Annotated in this window: 13 protein-coding genes; 11 read left to right on the top strand and 2 right to left on the bottom strand. The window is 39.3% G+C overall.

Translation table 11 applies throughout. The annotated features are described in order from the left end of the window. Nucleotides 1-61 precede the first annotated feature (61 nt). Nucleotides 62-568, bottom strand: coding sequence for a Target of RNAIII-activating protein (locus MHB58_RS17045; protein WP_340735706.1), 507 nt, complete (start codon nt 566-568; stop codon nt 62-64). 211 nt (nt 569-779) lie between these two features. On the opposite strand from MHB58_RS17045, the gene hemE reads away from it, so the two are divergent. The 6 genes from hemE to MHB58_RS17015 all read left to right on the top strand — a co-directional run bounded on the left by hemE (nt 780) and on the right by MHB58_RS17015 (nt 8,010). Then, nucleotides 780-1,832 (top strand): uroporphyrinogen decarboxylase, encoded by a 1,053-nt coding sequence (hemE, locus tag MHB58_RS17040; RefSeq protein WP_014822749.1) that lies wholly within the window; start codon nt 780-782, stop codon nt 1,830-1,832. Between the two features lie 166 nt (nt 1,833-1,998). Continuing rightward, the gene (hemH, locus tag MHB58_RS17035) at nt 1,999-2,931 is read left to right on the top strand and encodes a ferrochelatase (RefSeq protein WP_008406448.1); all 933 of its coding nucleotides are present in this window, start codon (nt 1,999-2,001) and stop codon (nt 2,929-2,931) included. A 12-nt stretch (nt 2,932-2,943) separates the two neighbouring features. After that, nucleotides 2,944-4,377: a protoporphyrinogen oxidase gene (hemY, locus tag MHB58_RS17030; protein ID WP_008406446.1), complete on the top strand. Its 1,434-nt coding sequence runs from the start codon at nt 2,944-2,946 to the stop codon at nt 4,375-4,377. 204 nt (nt 4,378-4,581) lie between these two features. After that, complete coding sequence (locus tag MHB58_RS17025) at nt 4,582-5,073, top strand: FixH family protein (protein WP_340735705.1); 492 nt, start codon at nt 4,582-4,584, stop codon at nt 5,071-5,073. Nucleotides 5,074-5,159: 86 nt separating this feature from the next. Then, nucleotides 5,160-5,735: a TetR/AcrR family transcriptional regulator gene (locus MHB58_RS17020; RefSeq protein WP_014822752.1), complete on the top strand. Its 576-nt coding sequence runs from the start codon at nt 5,160-5,162 to the stop codon at nt 5,733-5,735. Between the two features lie 88 nt (nt 5,736-5,823). Further along, nucleotides 5,824-8,010: a YhgE/Pip domain-containing protein gene (locus MHB58_RS17015; RefSeq protein ID WP_340735704.1), complete on the top strand. Its 2,187-nt coding sequence runs from the start codon at nt 5,824-5,826 to the stop codon at nt 8,008-8,010. Between the two features lie 304 nt (nt 8,011-8,314). Here MHB58_RS17015 and yhfH read toward each other — a convergent pair whose 3' ends face one another. Further along, nucleotides 8,315-8,440, bottom strand: coding sequence for a protein YhfH (gene yhfH, locus MHB58_RS17010; RefSeq protein WP_008406441.1), 126 nt, complete (start codon nt 8,438-8,440; stop codon nt 8,315-8,317). Nucleotides 8,441-8,579: 139 nt separating this feature from the next. Between yhfH and MHB58_RS17005 the strand changes: the two genes are divergently transcribed. The 5 genes from MHB58_RS17005 (at nt 8,580) to MHB58_RS16985 (ending at nt 14,145) form a co-directional block, all read left to right on the top strand. Then, entirely contained in the window at nt 8,580-9,572 is a 993-nt protein-coding gene (locus MHB58_RS17005) for a lipoate--protein ligase (protein WP_340735703.1), read from the top strand. A 157-nt stretch (nt 9,573-9,729) separates the two neighbouring features. Continuing rightward, nucleotides 9,730-10,434 carry a response regulator transcription factor gene (locus tag MHB58_RS17000; protein WP_008406439.1) on the top strand — a complete coding sequence of 235 codons (705 nt, stop codon included), beginning with the start codon at nt 9,730-9,732 and terminating at the stop codon, nt 10,432-10,434. Continuing rightward, the gene (locus MHB58_RS16995; protein ID WP_340735702.1) at nt 10,434-11,417 is read left to right on the top strand and encodes a sensor histidine kinase; all 984 of its coding nucleotides are present in this window, start codon (nt 10,434-10,436) and stop codon (nt 11,415-11,417) included. Before MHB58_RS17000 ends, MHB58_RS16995 begins: the two co-directional genes overlap by 1 nt. A gap of 48 nt (nt 11,418-11,465) precedes the next feature. After that, nucleotides 11,466-12,239 carry an ABC transporter ATP-binding protein gene (locus MHB58_RS16990; protein WP_014822755.1) on the top strand — a complete coding sequence of 258 codons (774 nt, stop codon included), beginning with the start codon at nt 11,466-11,468 and terminating at the stop codon, nt 12,237-12,239. Continuing rightward, a complete protein-coding gene (locus MHB58_RS16985; RefSeq protein WP_014822756.1) occupies nt 12,211-14,145 on the top strand; it encodes an FtsX-like permease family protein in 1,935 nt (644 codons plus the stop codon). The genes MHB58_RS16990 and MHB58_RS16985 overlap by 29 nt, the downstream gene beginning before the upstream one ends. Nucleotides 14,146-14,206: the final 61 nt, after the last annotated feature.

The raw sequence follows: 14,206 nt of genomic DNA, 5'->3' as shown, positions 1-14,206 counted from the left end.
ATATGTATTATTTTATATAAAAATGCTACGAAAAACAATCGTAGCATTTTTGATAAAAGCATTATTCTTTTGAAGCTGCACTATATGTCGTAATATAGGATGATGAGGTAAACATCGACTGTAACACTTGTGTCGTGCCTTCAAAGATAGGGGCAAATGAAGTCTTATACTCATTGCTGCCTTTCCAAACTTCATAAGAAGCAGGCCCGCCCCATTGAATAATAAATAAATAGGTTTCTGCTTTAATCGGACGCAGTAAACGATAGGCAATTACAGCGTCATTGGAGTTCAAAGCAGGGATGACATCGAGAGCTTTTTTCTCGAAAACCGGGCGCTCATCTGACATAATGGGCATATTGAAAAAAGTATAATAGCCCTTTTGTGTAAACTGTCCATCTTGAGCAATGACTTCAAACTTGCGGGGTACTGCGAAAATAGATTTGTTCTCTGTTTCATGCAACACCACTGAATTACCATTTCCGTGTAATAAAGATAAAGGGTGCTGTGGATTTTTTGCAATTAAATTTTCCATATAGTCAGGTGTTCCTGAAGTTACATAAAAATTCATATGACTGACCTCCTTTACACTATTATTTCCATTTATAAAGATGTTCAAGCCATTTGTCAAAAAGTTCTGTAGCAGAAGAGACAAATTTATGACATTTATTCAAGAAATCTATACAAATATTTATGAAAAGTTTATAGTCGATGATGGATATCAATGACGTTTTTGAGGTATAGAATAAAAAAGAATTTACTTTAAGGGGTAGAAATCAAAAATGATGAAATTTAATGACACATTATTACGTGCTGCTCGCGGTGAGCAAGTAGAACATACACCAGTTTGGTTTATGCGCCAGGCAGGCCGTTCACAGCCAGAATATCGTGAAATAAAAGAAAAATATTCATTAGAAGAGATTACAATGCAGCCGGAGTTATGTGCTTATGTAACGCATTTACCTGTTGAGCAATACAATGTAGATGCAGCGATTCTTTATAAAGATATCGTTACCCCTTTACCAGGAATGGGAATTGATGTAAAAATAAAAGCGGGGATTGGTCCGGTTATTTCAAATCCGATCCGTTCAGCTGTTGACGTGGAAAACTTACGTGAGTTCAATGCACAGGAGCATACACCTTACGTGCTAGAGACAATTAAAATGTTAACAACAGAACAGCTAAATGTTCCGTTAATCGGTTTTGGCGGTGCGCCGTTTACGCTTGCGAGCTATATGATTGAAGGCGGCCCAAGCAAAAACTACGCTAAAACTAAATCATTCATGGTTTCGCAGCCAAAAGCATGGTTTGCTTTAATGGAAAAACTGGCTGATATGATTATTGTGGATATTACAGCACAAGTAGAAGCCGGTGCAAAAGCAATCCAAATTTTCGATTCTTGGGTTGGAGCATTGAATGTTGAAGATTACCGTATTTTTATCAAACCGACGATGACACGCATTTTTGCTGAATTGCGCGCATTGAATGTGCCGCTAATCCAGTTTGGTGTAGGTGCATCGCATTTAATAAATGAATGGCATGACCTGCCAGTCGATGTAGTAGGGTTGGACTGGCGTTTACCGATTCGTGAAGCAGAAGCACGTGGCGTAACAAAAGCGGTACAAGGGAACTTGGATCCTACATTATTACTGGCAGACTGGAACGTAATCGAAGCACGAGCGAAAGATATTGTCGATCAAGGTTTAGCGCATACAGGCGGACATATTTTCAACTTAGGCCACGGCGTCTTCCCGGAAGTAGATCCAGCTGTATTAAAACGACTAACTACATTTGTACACGAATACAGCCGCGAACAAATCGCAAAACGTTCATAATACAAATACTAATATAAATATGATTATTCACCGGTGAAGGTGAGAAAACTAGAAAGATGAAGGTTGACTGGAGAGCACCCAAAAAACAACAAGTTAATGGGATGAAAAACCTTTAATAACTAATTAAAAAAGAAACGTGTTAAAAAACATGCAGAGGTGAACTTACATGAAAGAAGTACGCGGTTTATTAGTAATGGCTTATGGTACGCCATATAAAGAAGAAGATATTGAACGTTATTACACACATATTCGTCATGGCCGTAAACCAAGCCAGGAACATTTGGACGATTTAACTGAACGTTACCGTGCAATCGGCGGTATTTCTCCGCTTGCGAAAATGACGGAAGCACAAGCCCATGCATTATGTGCGCGTTTAAACGAAGTGCAGGACGAAGTGGAATATAAAGTATTTATCGGCTTAAAGCATATTGAACCATTCGTTGAAGATGCAGTAGAAGCAATGGTGAAAGAAGGTATTACTGAAGCGGTATCGATCGTTTTAGCACCACACTTCTCAACTTTCTCAATTAAATCGTACAATGGACGAGCGAAAGAAGCAGCTGAAAAGTTAGGTGGTACGTTAAATATCACTTCTGTTGAAGCATGGTATGACGAACCGAAATTTATTGAATTCTGGAAAGATGCCGTGAATGGCGAGCTGGCAAAAATGACAGAAGAAGAGCGCGCAAATGCTTGCTTAATCGTATCAAACCACTCATTGCCGGAAAAAATTAAACTTGCAGGCGATCCGTATGAAGAACAGTTAGTTGAAACAGCACGTTTAATTGAAGAGGCTTCTGATATTGTAAACGTTGAAGTAGGCTGGCAGTCAGCTGGACAAACACCCGAGCCATGGCTAGGACCGGATGTACAGGATTTAACAAAGGAATTATTTGAGCAAAAAGGTTATAAAGCATTCATCTATACACCAGTAGGATTTGTTACAGAGCATTTAGAAGTGCTCTATGATAATGATATTGAGTGTAAAGTTGTATGTGACGAAATCGGTGCAAGCTATTATCGCCCGACAATGCCAAATACACATCCTTTATTCATTGATGCAATGGTAGATGCTATCAATAAAAAATTAGCGGAATAGTAGAGAGTGATGATGAGGGTGACTTTAAAAAGGAAGAAGGTTGTTATCGTTGGCGGTGGGATCACTGGTTTAACGACGGCATACTATTTACAGCAAAAAACGAAGGCGCATAATTTACCGATAGATATCGTGTTGATCGAAGCGTCACTACGTTTAGGTGGTAAAATCCATACTGTACGTCAAAATGGATATATTATCGAACGTGGGCCTGAATCGTTTTTTGATACAGGTAGCAGTGTCCGAAAGTTGGCACGTGATTTAAATATCGAACATGAGATGATTCAAAATAATTATGGTCGAACATTTATCGCAGTTGGTAGCAAGTTACACCAAATTCCGAGTAATATTCTGCTCGGAGGGTCACCTAAAATCCTCCCGTTTATGACATCGAATGTTCTATCTTTAATGGGGAAATTCCGTGCAGCAGGAGATTTGTTGTTGCCGAAATTACCGCATGCTGCAGACGAACCGATTAGTGAATTTTTCAATCGTCGCTTTGGTAAAGAAGTGGTCGAAAATTTAGTTGAGCCGGTGTTGGCGGGTACTTTTGCAGGTGATGTCGACCATCTTAGCATGCAATCGATGTTCCCGCAGTTTTATCAGTTGGAAAAAGAATATCGCAGCTTATTGCTCGGTATGAAAAAAACCGGAAAAGGTATTTACGCACTCGTGGATACTCCAGGTGAACTACATTACGAATCATTTGAAAATGGATTGGAATCCTTAATTGAATCATTGGAAAAAGCTTTAACCGATGTAACGATTTTAAAAGGATTGAAAGTGAATTCCATTGAAAAAAATAATGATGATACCCATCTTGTAGAATTGAATGATGGGACGTCGATTCAAGCAGATAAAATCGTCGTGACGACACCGTTTAATGTAACGAAAAAAATCTTCCCGGACTCAACGACAATGCTGAAAGTTCCGGATATGAATTATGCCACAATTGCCACCGTTACGATGGCATTTGAAAAAGGTTCAATGCAGAAATATGAAGATGCACTTAACTTCTTCGTTTCACGCAATAGTCATTTTGCAATTACAAGCTGCACGTGGAGTCACCGGAAGTGGGATAATGTGTCACCGGATGGCCAGGAACTCCTTAGAGTGTACATTGGCCGTGTAGGGGATGAATCGATTGTAGAGCTGCCCGACAGTGAAATTGAAAAAATTGTATTGCAAGATTTAGAGCGGGCAGTGGGATTGAATGCCCAGCCGCTACTGACAACAGTTGCCCGCTGGAAAGAAGCAATGCCTCAATATACAATTGGTCATGAATTGCGCATGTCTACTATGAAAGAACAATTTTATCAAGAGTTTCCGAATGTCTTATTAACAGGAAGCTCCTATGAGGGAATTAGTATTCCGGACTGTGTATTGCAAGGGAGAAATACTGCCGAGCAATTACTCAGCCAGTTTGCCGAGTCAAAAGTAGCAATGTAATAATTCAATAGACTAATTGAACAGAATGCTGTATTAAAGGTGAACCGCTTTTAGTGCAGCATTTTTATTTGGATAATTTTTCAATGGTTCACAAATTTATCTTAATTATCCTATGCATCTGTACGTATTTTTTAGTACGCTAGTAAGGATGGGGAAAGATTGCATTAAAATACATAATAGTTAACAAGGATGGGAGATTTAATGATGAAAAAATGGTTTTACAGTTTAGTAGCAGTCCCTTTTTTATTGGCAGCATGTGGCGATGACCCCGAAGTGGAAACACTTGATACTGCCGAGGTGCCGGCAATCGTCGAAGTAGATATTCAAACAGCAGAACAGTTAAACGTAGGGGAAACGATACAGCTATCGGCACGTGTTACTCAAGAAGAAGAAGCGGTAAATGATGCGAAAGAAGTGAAGTTTGAAGTATGGGAATCCGGCCTTCGCGATGAAGGGGAGATGCTGGACGGGGAACTGACTGAAGACGGGATTTATGTCGCTGACTATGTATTTGACCATGATGGCGTATATTATATGTTTGCCCATACGACGGCGCGCGGAATGCATGTGATGCCAAAGCAGGAACTGATCGTCGGCAACCCTGATATGAGCAAAGTGCTGGAAGATACAAGCTCTAATTCGATGGAACATGACGAAGAAAATAAAGAAGAAAAAGAAGAAGATCATAACCATTAAATATTGCAATATGAGAAGAACGGTGTATAATAGTGACTGGATGACCGAAGTGGTATTTTGGTCACTTTTTTTGAGGAGGTGGATTTATGGATCGTCGACATGAAATTTTAATAGCCGCAACAAAATCCTTTACATTATTTGGCTATAAAGCAACAACGATTGAACAAGTTGCAAAAATTGCAAATGTAGGAAAAGGGACTATTTATACTTTTTTTAAAAATAAAGAAGAGCTGTTTCAGGAAGTAGTATTCCATTTAATCGGTGAAATGAAACGCGAAACAGATCAGCTAATCGATGTAAATGCGAGCTTTATGCAAAATGCCCATACAGCATTAATGAAAATGCTGCAGTTCCGTGAACGTCATTTACTGTTTGCCAAACTAATAGATGAGGAAAGAGCACTGGGCACTCCTGAAGTACAGCAAATGCTGTTGAAAATCGAGTCGGAAATCATTTCATACGTCTCGATGCGCATTCGTAACGGCATTGCAAAAGATGAGGTCATTGAATGTAATCCTGAGCATGTAGCCTTTTTATTGTTTAAATCGTATTTGGCTTTTATTGTAGACTGGCAGTTGACACATAATGAACCACTCAACGAACAAGAAATTCTGACATTATTCAGCGAAACCATTTTCCGTGGTTTGGCAAAGAAAAAGTAGTAGTCACTTCCTGGTGAAGTGGTTTCTTTTTACCATGAAATGACCAATTGACGATATTGGTCATATAGTTTTAAAGGAGGAAATTAGTGTGATAAAAGCAGAATGGCTGAAGATTTTTAAAACAAAAAAAATGCTTATTTCAGTTATTGCCGTTCTTTTTGTTCCTGTTATGTACAGCGGGATGTTCTTATGGGCATTTTGGGATCCATATGCCAATTTAAAGAGCTTGCCGGTTGCCGTTGTCAATGAAGACAAAGGGGCTATGATGGATGACGAAACAATGGAGCTCGGTCAGACATTGGTCGATAAGCTGATAGATAGCGAGCAATTCCAGTTTGAGGAAGTTGATGCAAAGGAAGCGGACCAAAAATTATTGGATCAAAAGTATTATATCTTAATTAAAATTCCGGAAAACTTTTCTGAGCATGCAACTACATTATTAGATGACGAACCACAAAAGTTGGTTATTGATTATATTCCAAATGAAGGCTTCAACTTTTTAGGCGCACAAATTGGTGAAACTGCAATGGATCGCATTAAAGCAGAAGTAAATACACAAGTTTCAGCAACATATGCCGAAAAATTATTTGATTCCATTACACAACTTGGTGATGGCTTTGCCGAGGCAGCAGATGGAGCAGGGGAGCTAGATAAAGGTGCCGCGAAGCTGGCGGATGGCGCTGATGAGTTGAAAGGCTATTTAGAACAATTGGCATCAAGCTCTGTTAAATTATCCGATGGTACTGACACTTTAGTTAACGGTGCTAAAAATGCTGCAAAAGGTGCTGGTGATCTGGCGGCAGGTGTAGCAAAAATTGCGGATGGCAGCGGCCAACTTGAAACAGGAGCAAAATCTGCAGCAGATGGCGCCAATAAATTGCAGCAAGGTATTGAAAGCTATACTGATGGTGTTGCACAAGTAGCAAACGGACAAAAGGATCTTACATCCGGTCAGGCGAGCTTAGCTGAAAACCTGAAATTATTAACACAAGGTACAGCGAATATCGATGACAAAGTAAAAGCGCTGGCAGATGGTTCAGCTAATGTAGCAGGCGGTATGGATCAGTTGGCAAGCCAACTGGAAGCGATTTTACCTATGCTGCCTGAAGAGAATCAAGCAGCTTTAAAAGCCGCACTAGGGCAGCTGCAAGAAGGCAGTAAACAAGTAAGTGGCGGTTTAAGTCAGCTGCATGCAGGAACAAATGGATTGGACGATAAAATCGCGGCAATCAGTGAAGGTGCAAGTAAATTAAATGCAGGGCAACAACAAGTAACTTCAGGTGTTGCACAATTGCAGCAAAATTCAGCACAGCTAATAGAGGGTGCCAATTCATTAGCACAAGGCAATACGACAATCGCCGGAAAACTAAATGAACTAACGGCAGGCGCATCAAGTGCGGCAACTGGCGCCAACACATTAGCACAAGGTTTGAACACATTAGTGGATGGTTCGAATAAATTATATGACGGTACGAGCTTGTTGGCAGAAAAGTCGGGTGAGTTAGCACAAGGTTCTACTACTTTAGCGGATGGTACGAAAGAGTTGAAGGATGGTACGACAACTTTATCTGAAAAGTTGACGGAAGCTGGCGAAAAAGCCGCTGTAAATCCGACTGAAGATACGTACAATATGGTCGGTTCTCCAGTGGAAGTCGAAAAAGATTCTGTAAACCATGTACCGAATTATGGTACAGGTTTTGCACCATACTTTATTTCTTTAGGATTATTCGTTGGGGCATTATTAATTTCGATTGTATTCCCATTTGTTGAACCAGCCGTTATCCCGAAAAACAGTGCAAGCTGGTTTGTAAGTAAAGTAACTGTATTAATCGGTGTTGGATTGGTGCAATCATTTATAACGATTGCAATTGTCGTTTGGGGGCTTGGACTTGAGGTAAATAATATGCCGCAGTTCATTCTGACAACAATTATAACTAGCTTTACATTTTTAGCTATGGTTCAATTGCTTGTGTCTGTGTTTGGTGATCCAGGACGATTTATTGCCATCGTCGTGTTGATTCTTCAATTAACAACAAGTGCAGGGACATTCCCGATTGAGCTAGTACCAGAGCAATTGCATTTCTTCAATAAAATTTTACCGATGACATTCTCTGTACAAGGCTTCAAAGCAGCCATTTCAACTGGTGATACATCATTCCTAATGTTCAACTGGTCGATTTTAGGTGCAGTTATGATTTCATGCTTAGCAATCACGTTCGGTTACTTTGCATTGCTTTATAAAAAACGTTATTCAAAACAACATACAGAACTATAATATGAAAAAGCATGGATCCGGGTTTTTCCCCTGAATCCATGCTTTTTTTATACAGAAAAGACCACGGCCATTAAGCAATCTCGTTCGCGTTCTGTGCGCTTCTATACAGACGCCGTTATTCAAAAGTACAGGAAGCTAAATCTTTATAGTTGTAACCATAAAAAAACGATTCGCTATTTAGCGAATCGTATTTTTTATTGTAAACATTGAGCGGGGTTTACAATAAAAATGTAAGCTATTATAGGTTCATCCTAGTCCTAAGATGAAGGTTGTCAGTAATACGAATTAAACAGTGTGTAAAGAATTAAAGAGAGTTACATTTATCACAATTGTTGCTGTAGCACTCGCTTTGTTCTTCGATTTTATCACCGCATTGAACGCAAATTTTATCAGGTAAATTCTTGAAAAATTCCACTACGTTTTCTAACATTGTGCATGCCTCCTTTAAGTTTCTGTTATACTACTTCTGTTTATATATTGTATTGTATTATAACAGATTTAATTCGTCAACACAAAATGCCTAATTTAAGTTAAAATATAAATGGACGATTTTTGAAGGAGTGAGCCTCTTGTATTTTATCGATAATAAAGGAATTACAGATCCGCGTATTAACCTGGCAATAGAAGAGTATATACTGAAAAACATGGATATCGAAAAGGATGATTTTTTACTGTTTTATATTAATCAGCCTTCGATTATCATCGGAAAAAATCAAAACACGATTGAAGAAATCAACACAGATTACGTTGAAGAAAATGGAATCCTTGTCGTACGTCGCCTTTCCGGCGGTGGTGCAGTTTACCATGATTTGAACAATTTGAATTTCAGCTTCCTGACAAAAGATGACGGCAACAGCTTCAGCAACTATAAAAAATTCACCCAGCCTGTTGTAGATGCACTTGCAAAACTGGGGGTTAATTCAGAGCTTTCAGGCCGTAATGATATTTTGGCTGAAGGGAAAAAGGTTTCGGGCAATGCCCAATATTCAACGCGCGGCCGCATGTTCAGTCATGGGACACTAATGTTCAATCTGGATATTGATGCTGTCGTGAACTCACTTAAAGTAAAACAGGACAAGATCGAATCAAAAGGAATTAAATCAGTTCGCTCGCGTGTTGCGAACATCATTGATTTCCTTCCAGAAAAAATTACAGTAGAAGAGTTCCGTCTGGAAATTTTAAAATCTATTTTCGGTGGCGAGAAAAATATTCAATACTACGAGCTTACCGAAGAAGATTGGGAAAACATCCATGAAATTTCAAAAAACCGTTACCAGTTATGGGAGTGGAATTACGGAAAATCACCGCGCTTTAACATTCAAAAAACAAAGCGTTACCCTTCAGGAAGCCTGGATATTCGCTTAGAAGTGAATAAAGGTGTTATTGAAGAGGCGAAAATTTTCGGAGATTTCTTTGGTGTCGGTGATGTAGATGAGGTCGCTGAATTATTGGTCGGGACGAAATATGACCGTGCCGCAATTGCAGAAAAGCTGAAAGATATTGAAATCCCGGTATACTTTGGCGGGATCACGGAAGAGGATTTCCTTCATCTAATTTACTAGCAGCTGCTGTCAATCATCATGAACGTAATAGAGAGTATGAAAAGGGAGGCTCCTGTTTTCGGGAGCCCCCTTTTTTTGATACAATGGAACAATATGAACAAATAACTTATGTAGGGATAATTTAGTTTTAAAACCTATTGAAAAGGAGGTCATTCAGATGGAAAAACATCGAATTTTCATCGTTGAGGATGATCCTAAAATAGCTGCACTACTTGCAGACACATTGAGAAAATACCAATACGAAGTCGAAACGATTAAAGACTTTGATTCATTAATGGAACAATGCTTAGCGTTTTCGCCTCATATAATTTTACTGGATATTAATTTACCTTCCTATGATGGGTACTATTGGTGCCGTGAGTTGAGACAATTTACGAAATGTCCGATTTTATTTATTTCGGCTCGCTCGGGTGAAATGGATCAAATATTTGCATTGGAAAACGGCGGAGATGACTTTATTACGAAGCCGTTTAACTATGAAATTGTACTTGCTAAAATTCGCAGCCATTTGCGTCGTACATATGGAGAATATTCTGCAAGACAGGAAGAGCGGAAAATTGTACAAGGACAGCTAACATTGTATTTGGAACGGATGGAACTTCAATTGAAGGAGCTCGTCGTTCCGCTTCAAAAGAAGGAATGTGTCATTTTAGGATTATTAATGGGACAAGCGCCAAAAGTCGTATCACGTGAACAGCTGTTGGAGGAATTGTGGGATGATCAGGCATTTGTTGATGAAAACACGTTAAATGTAAATATGACGCGTGTTCGAAAGAAGCTGGCCGATTATGGCATTTCATCTGTTATTGAAACAGTGCGCGGAGCAGGGTATCGCTTTTTATTGAGCTCGGAGGAAATGTAATGGCGGTCAAATTATTTGTGAAGGAGCATCTTTCCTACTTGATTTTTCAAATCGTCTTAACATTATTTTTACTTTCTTTGTTTTGGCTAGATGGATTTCGCAGTGTCACGACCGCCATTTATGCGATAGCGATCAGCCTTCTGTTAATTGTCTCATTTTTAGTCTTGCGCTATATGTTGAGACGCCGTTATTTGGCGAAGATTTCCACGTTGCCGCAAACGATGGAAGATGCGCTTCAAAAGAATGCGAAAACAATGGAATATATGGAGACTGAGCGCTATTTGCATGAGCTGTACAAATTGTATCAGCATGAAGTACAGGCACTTTATGCGACCCAGTCCAGACAATATAAGTTTATGAACCAGTGGGTACATCAGATGAAAACACCGGTCTCGGTTTTGGAGCTTTTGCTGCAGCAGGAAGAAGAGCTTGATAAAAAAAGTGTGCAGGAAGAAGTCGAACGTTTGAAGCGCGGTCTTGAAATGGTTTTAGTGAATGCACGTTTGGAAAACTTTTCGGATGATATGCAAATCGGAAAAGTACCGCTGAAGTCGGCGATTATGTCTAATGTGAATGACAATAAACGTCTGTTTATCGCCAACCGGGTATTTCCGGAAGTGAAGATTGATGAGGATTTAATCGTAATGAGCGATATAAAATGGCTGAACTTCTTAATTGGACAGTTCATTACAAATGCAGTGAAATATACATTTGAGCCGAATAAGAAATTGTATATTACAGCGGTGCAAAAAGAACAGCATGTCCATTTATTCATTCGTGATGAAGGAGTCGGCATTCCTAAATCTGATTTACCCCGTGTAATGAAGCCATTCTTTACCGGTGAAAACGGCCGGAAAACTGGAGAATCTACCGGCATGGGACTCTATATCGCAAAGGAGATTTGTGATAAGCTCGGACACCAGCTTTTGATTACATCGGAAGTTGGGAAAGGTACACAAATTGAAGTGATTTTTCAGTCATGAGGTATTACTATTGACTGAAAGAAACAGACTTGGTTAAAAGGAGTTACTATGTCTATTTTACAAATACAAGATGCAACGAAAGTATATGAAGGAAAAGTAACGAAGCGAGCGCTCAACCAGCTAAGTTTTGAAGTGGAAAAGGGTGAGTTTGTCGCAATTATGGGTCCATCCGGCAGCGGAAAAACGACGTTGTTGAATATGGTATCCATGATTGATACGCTGACATCCGGCGAAATTATCTTTAACGGGATGAAACCGCAAAAGCTTAATAGTGAGGAACTTGCTTATTTCAGACGCCGTCAGCTCGGTTTCGTCTTTCAGGACTTTAATTTGCTGCCGACATTGACGGTCGAGGAGAATGTTATTTTGCCGCTGACAATTGATGAACAGCCGATATCTGTCATGGAGGAACGTCTGCAATCTTTAAGTGAGCTGCTCGATTTAACGTCAATTTTAATGAAACGTCCGTATGAAATTTCAGGGGGACAAGCCCAAAGAACAGCTATTGCACGTGCACTGATCCACCATCCGATGCTCGTTTTGGCCGATGAGCCGACAGGAAATCTGGATTCGAATGCATCACGTGAAGTGTTGGAGCTTCTGGCAAGAATGAATAAAGAAAACGATACGACGATTTTGATGGTGACACATGATCCGATTGCGGCGAGTTATTGCGATCGAGTTATTTTTATTAAAGACGGCGAGTTTTTCAATGAAATTTATACAGACGATCGTCGCCAAACATTTTTCCAGCGCATTTTAAATGTATTAAGTTTATTAGGGGGACATGTAGGTGACTTTTCTTCAATTCGCTTACCGTAACGTTTTCCGGAATTTCCGTAACTATGCCGCCTTTTTTATGGCCAGCTTTTTTAGTGTTTTTGTGTTCTTTATTTATTCGATGCTCATGTTCCATCCTGAAATCGAACGCGGTTTTTTAGGGGAAGTATCGATAGCCGGAATGGTTTTTGCTGAAATCGTTCTTGTGCTGTTTTCATGGTTTTTTATTTTTTACTCGATGCGTGCCTTTTTGGAAGCGCGCTCTAAAGAGTTTGCGATATTGCTTCATCTTGGCATGGACCGGAATCAGCTTGGAAAACTAATCATCATCGAAACAATGACAATTGGTATTTTCTCCTGTATTTCCGGTATTGTGTTCGGATTTGCATTTTCGAAATTTTTCTTTATGATTGTCCGTGAAATTTTAAACTTAAATGCATTGCCGCTCTATTTATCATGGGAGCCGTTTGTGCTGACATTATTCGTTTATTTAAGCGCATTTGTTGTCATCTCGACGTTGAGTACCCTGTTTACTCCGGACATTAAAATACGGAACTTTATAAGAGGCCCGAAGTTTGTCGATGCTGCTGTGACCTATTCAAAACGTAATGCCATTTTAGGAATCATCCTTATTTTATGCGGATACGGTCTTGCACTTATTACAACGAAGTCATCTATTTTTTCGTATACATTATTGATCCCTGTTTTCGTGACATTGGGAACTTATTATTTCTTTACGGATACAACGCTTTATATTATTGACCGGTTGAAGGGGCGAAAGCAGTTTTACTGGAAAAAGGCACGCATGCTGGCGATTGCTGAACAAGTGCAGATTTTACGTTTCAACTCACGCATGTTTTTCATTGTGACACTCGTCTCGACACTTGCCTTTTTAACGGTCGGCGTTTTATCGGCGATGTCTTCCTATACATCACAATATGACAAGATCAATCCAATCGGTCTCCTCTATAAAGGGGAAATGGATAATCCTTATGAAATTGAACATATTTTATCCGTCATTGATGAGCTTGAATTTAATGGAATCAGTTATCATATGACACGCTTTACGGTCATGCGCCAAACATCATCGTATACATCGAATCCGGTGGAAGTTTTCCGGGAAACAGATATTAACCATCTGCTGTTTTCGTATAAATACCCGCTTGTGAATTTAAAAAGCGGGGAAGCAATGTTCATCCCTTATTCGGAAGATTCGATTGAAAAGCTGGAGAAAACGGAAGTAAAGACGGTGCTAAAGGAAAATAATGTGGACCTGACGATTAACAGTGTATACCCGAAAATGTTTTTCCCGACGGCTATTATTAGCAGCAACTCCATTATCATTAGTGATGAAGACTTTGAAAAACTGACAAATGAGTTTGAAATGTCGCCATATGTTGAGCCTGGCTATCATTTATTTACATTTGATATCCCTAACTGGACCGAAACGGAAAATATCGGAATCGATATTCAGCAGATGGTCGCCCGCGATTATCTGATCAACAAAGAATATACGTTACCGTTTTATTTTGAAAATGCCGGATTAAATTATTCTTATATATTAGCTACGTATTCTTTATTAACACTCATCGGTATATTAGTAGTAGCTGTATTTCTACTTGCGTCCGGAAGTTTCGTTTATTTCAAAATCTATGCCAACTTGGACCGTGAGAAAAAACAGTTTGATATGCTCGTTAAAGTAGGGTTGAGCGGAAAAGAACTGAAACGCCTTATTACGAGAAATTTAATGATTCAATTTTTCCTGCCGTGGGGTTTAGCCTTTGTACATAGTGCATTTGCGTTCTATGTTGTGCAAACCGTATTGAATGATGTAATGAATTTATCGATTGTAAAAGAGGTCGTATTTTCATTTACGATGTTTGCCCTTATTCAAATTGTTTACTTTTTCTTAATTCGCTGGCGTTATATTTCACATGTGCGCGGGTGAGTTTAAATAGAGAAAAAATGATTTTAGTACAATATTTGTGAATAAGCGAGATTTTCATATT

The sequence above is a fragment of the Solibacillus sp. FSL K6-1554 genome, from assembly GCF_038005185.1.
In the GTDB taxonomy this organism is placed as follows: domain Bacteria; phylum Bacillota; class Bacilli; order Bacillales_A; family Planococcaceae; genus Solibacillus; species Solibacillus silvestris.
The sequence above is the reverse complement of the archived record's forward strand: the minus strand, read 5'-3'. Positions and strand labels throughout refer to the sequence as shown.

Excerpts from the sequence above, each read along its gene's own strand:
- MHB58_RS16995 (WP_340735702.1), top strand. The coding sequence starts at position 10,434 with ATGGCGGTCAAATTATTTGTGAAGGAGCATCTTTCCTACTTGATTTTT.
- hemE (WP_014822749.1), top strand. The coding sequence starts at position 780 with ATGATGAAATTTAATGACACATTATTACGTGCTGCTCGCGGTGAGCAA.
- MHB58_RS17000 (WP_008406439.1), top strand. The coding sequence starts at position 9,730 with ATGGAAAAACATCGAATTTTCATCGTTGAGGATGATCCTAAAATAGCT.
- hemH (WP_008406448.1), top strand. The coding sequence starts at position 1,999 with ATGAAAGAAGTACGCGGTTTATTAGTAATGGCTTATGGTACGCCATAT.
- hemY (WP_008406446.1), top strand. The coding sequence starts at position 2,944 with ATGAGGGTGACTTTAAAAAGGAAGAAGGTTGTTATCGTTGGCGGTGGG.
- MHB58_RS17020 (WP_014822752.1), top strand. The coding sequence starts at position 5,160 with ATGGATCGTCGACATGAAATTTTAATAGCCGCAACAAAATCCTTTACA.
- yhfH (WP_008406441.1), bottom strand. The coding sequence starts at position 8,440 with ATGTTAGAAAACGTAGTGGAATTTTTCAAGAATTTACCTGATAAAATT.
- MHB58_RS17025 (WP_340735705.1), top strand. The coding sequence starts at position 4,582 with ATGAAAAAATGGTTTTACAGTTTAGTAGCAGTCCCTTTTTTATTGGCA.
- MHB58_RS17045 (WP_340735706.1), bottom strand. The coding sequence starts at position 568 with ATGAATTTTTATGTAACTTCAGGAACACCTGACTATATGGAAAATTTA.
- MHB58_RS16990 (WP_014822755.1), top strand. The coding sequence starts at position 11,466 with ATGTCTATTTTACAAATACAAGATGCAACGAAAGTATATGAAGGAAAA.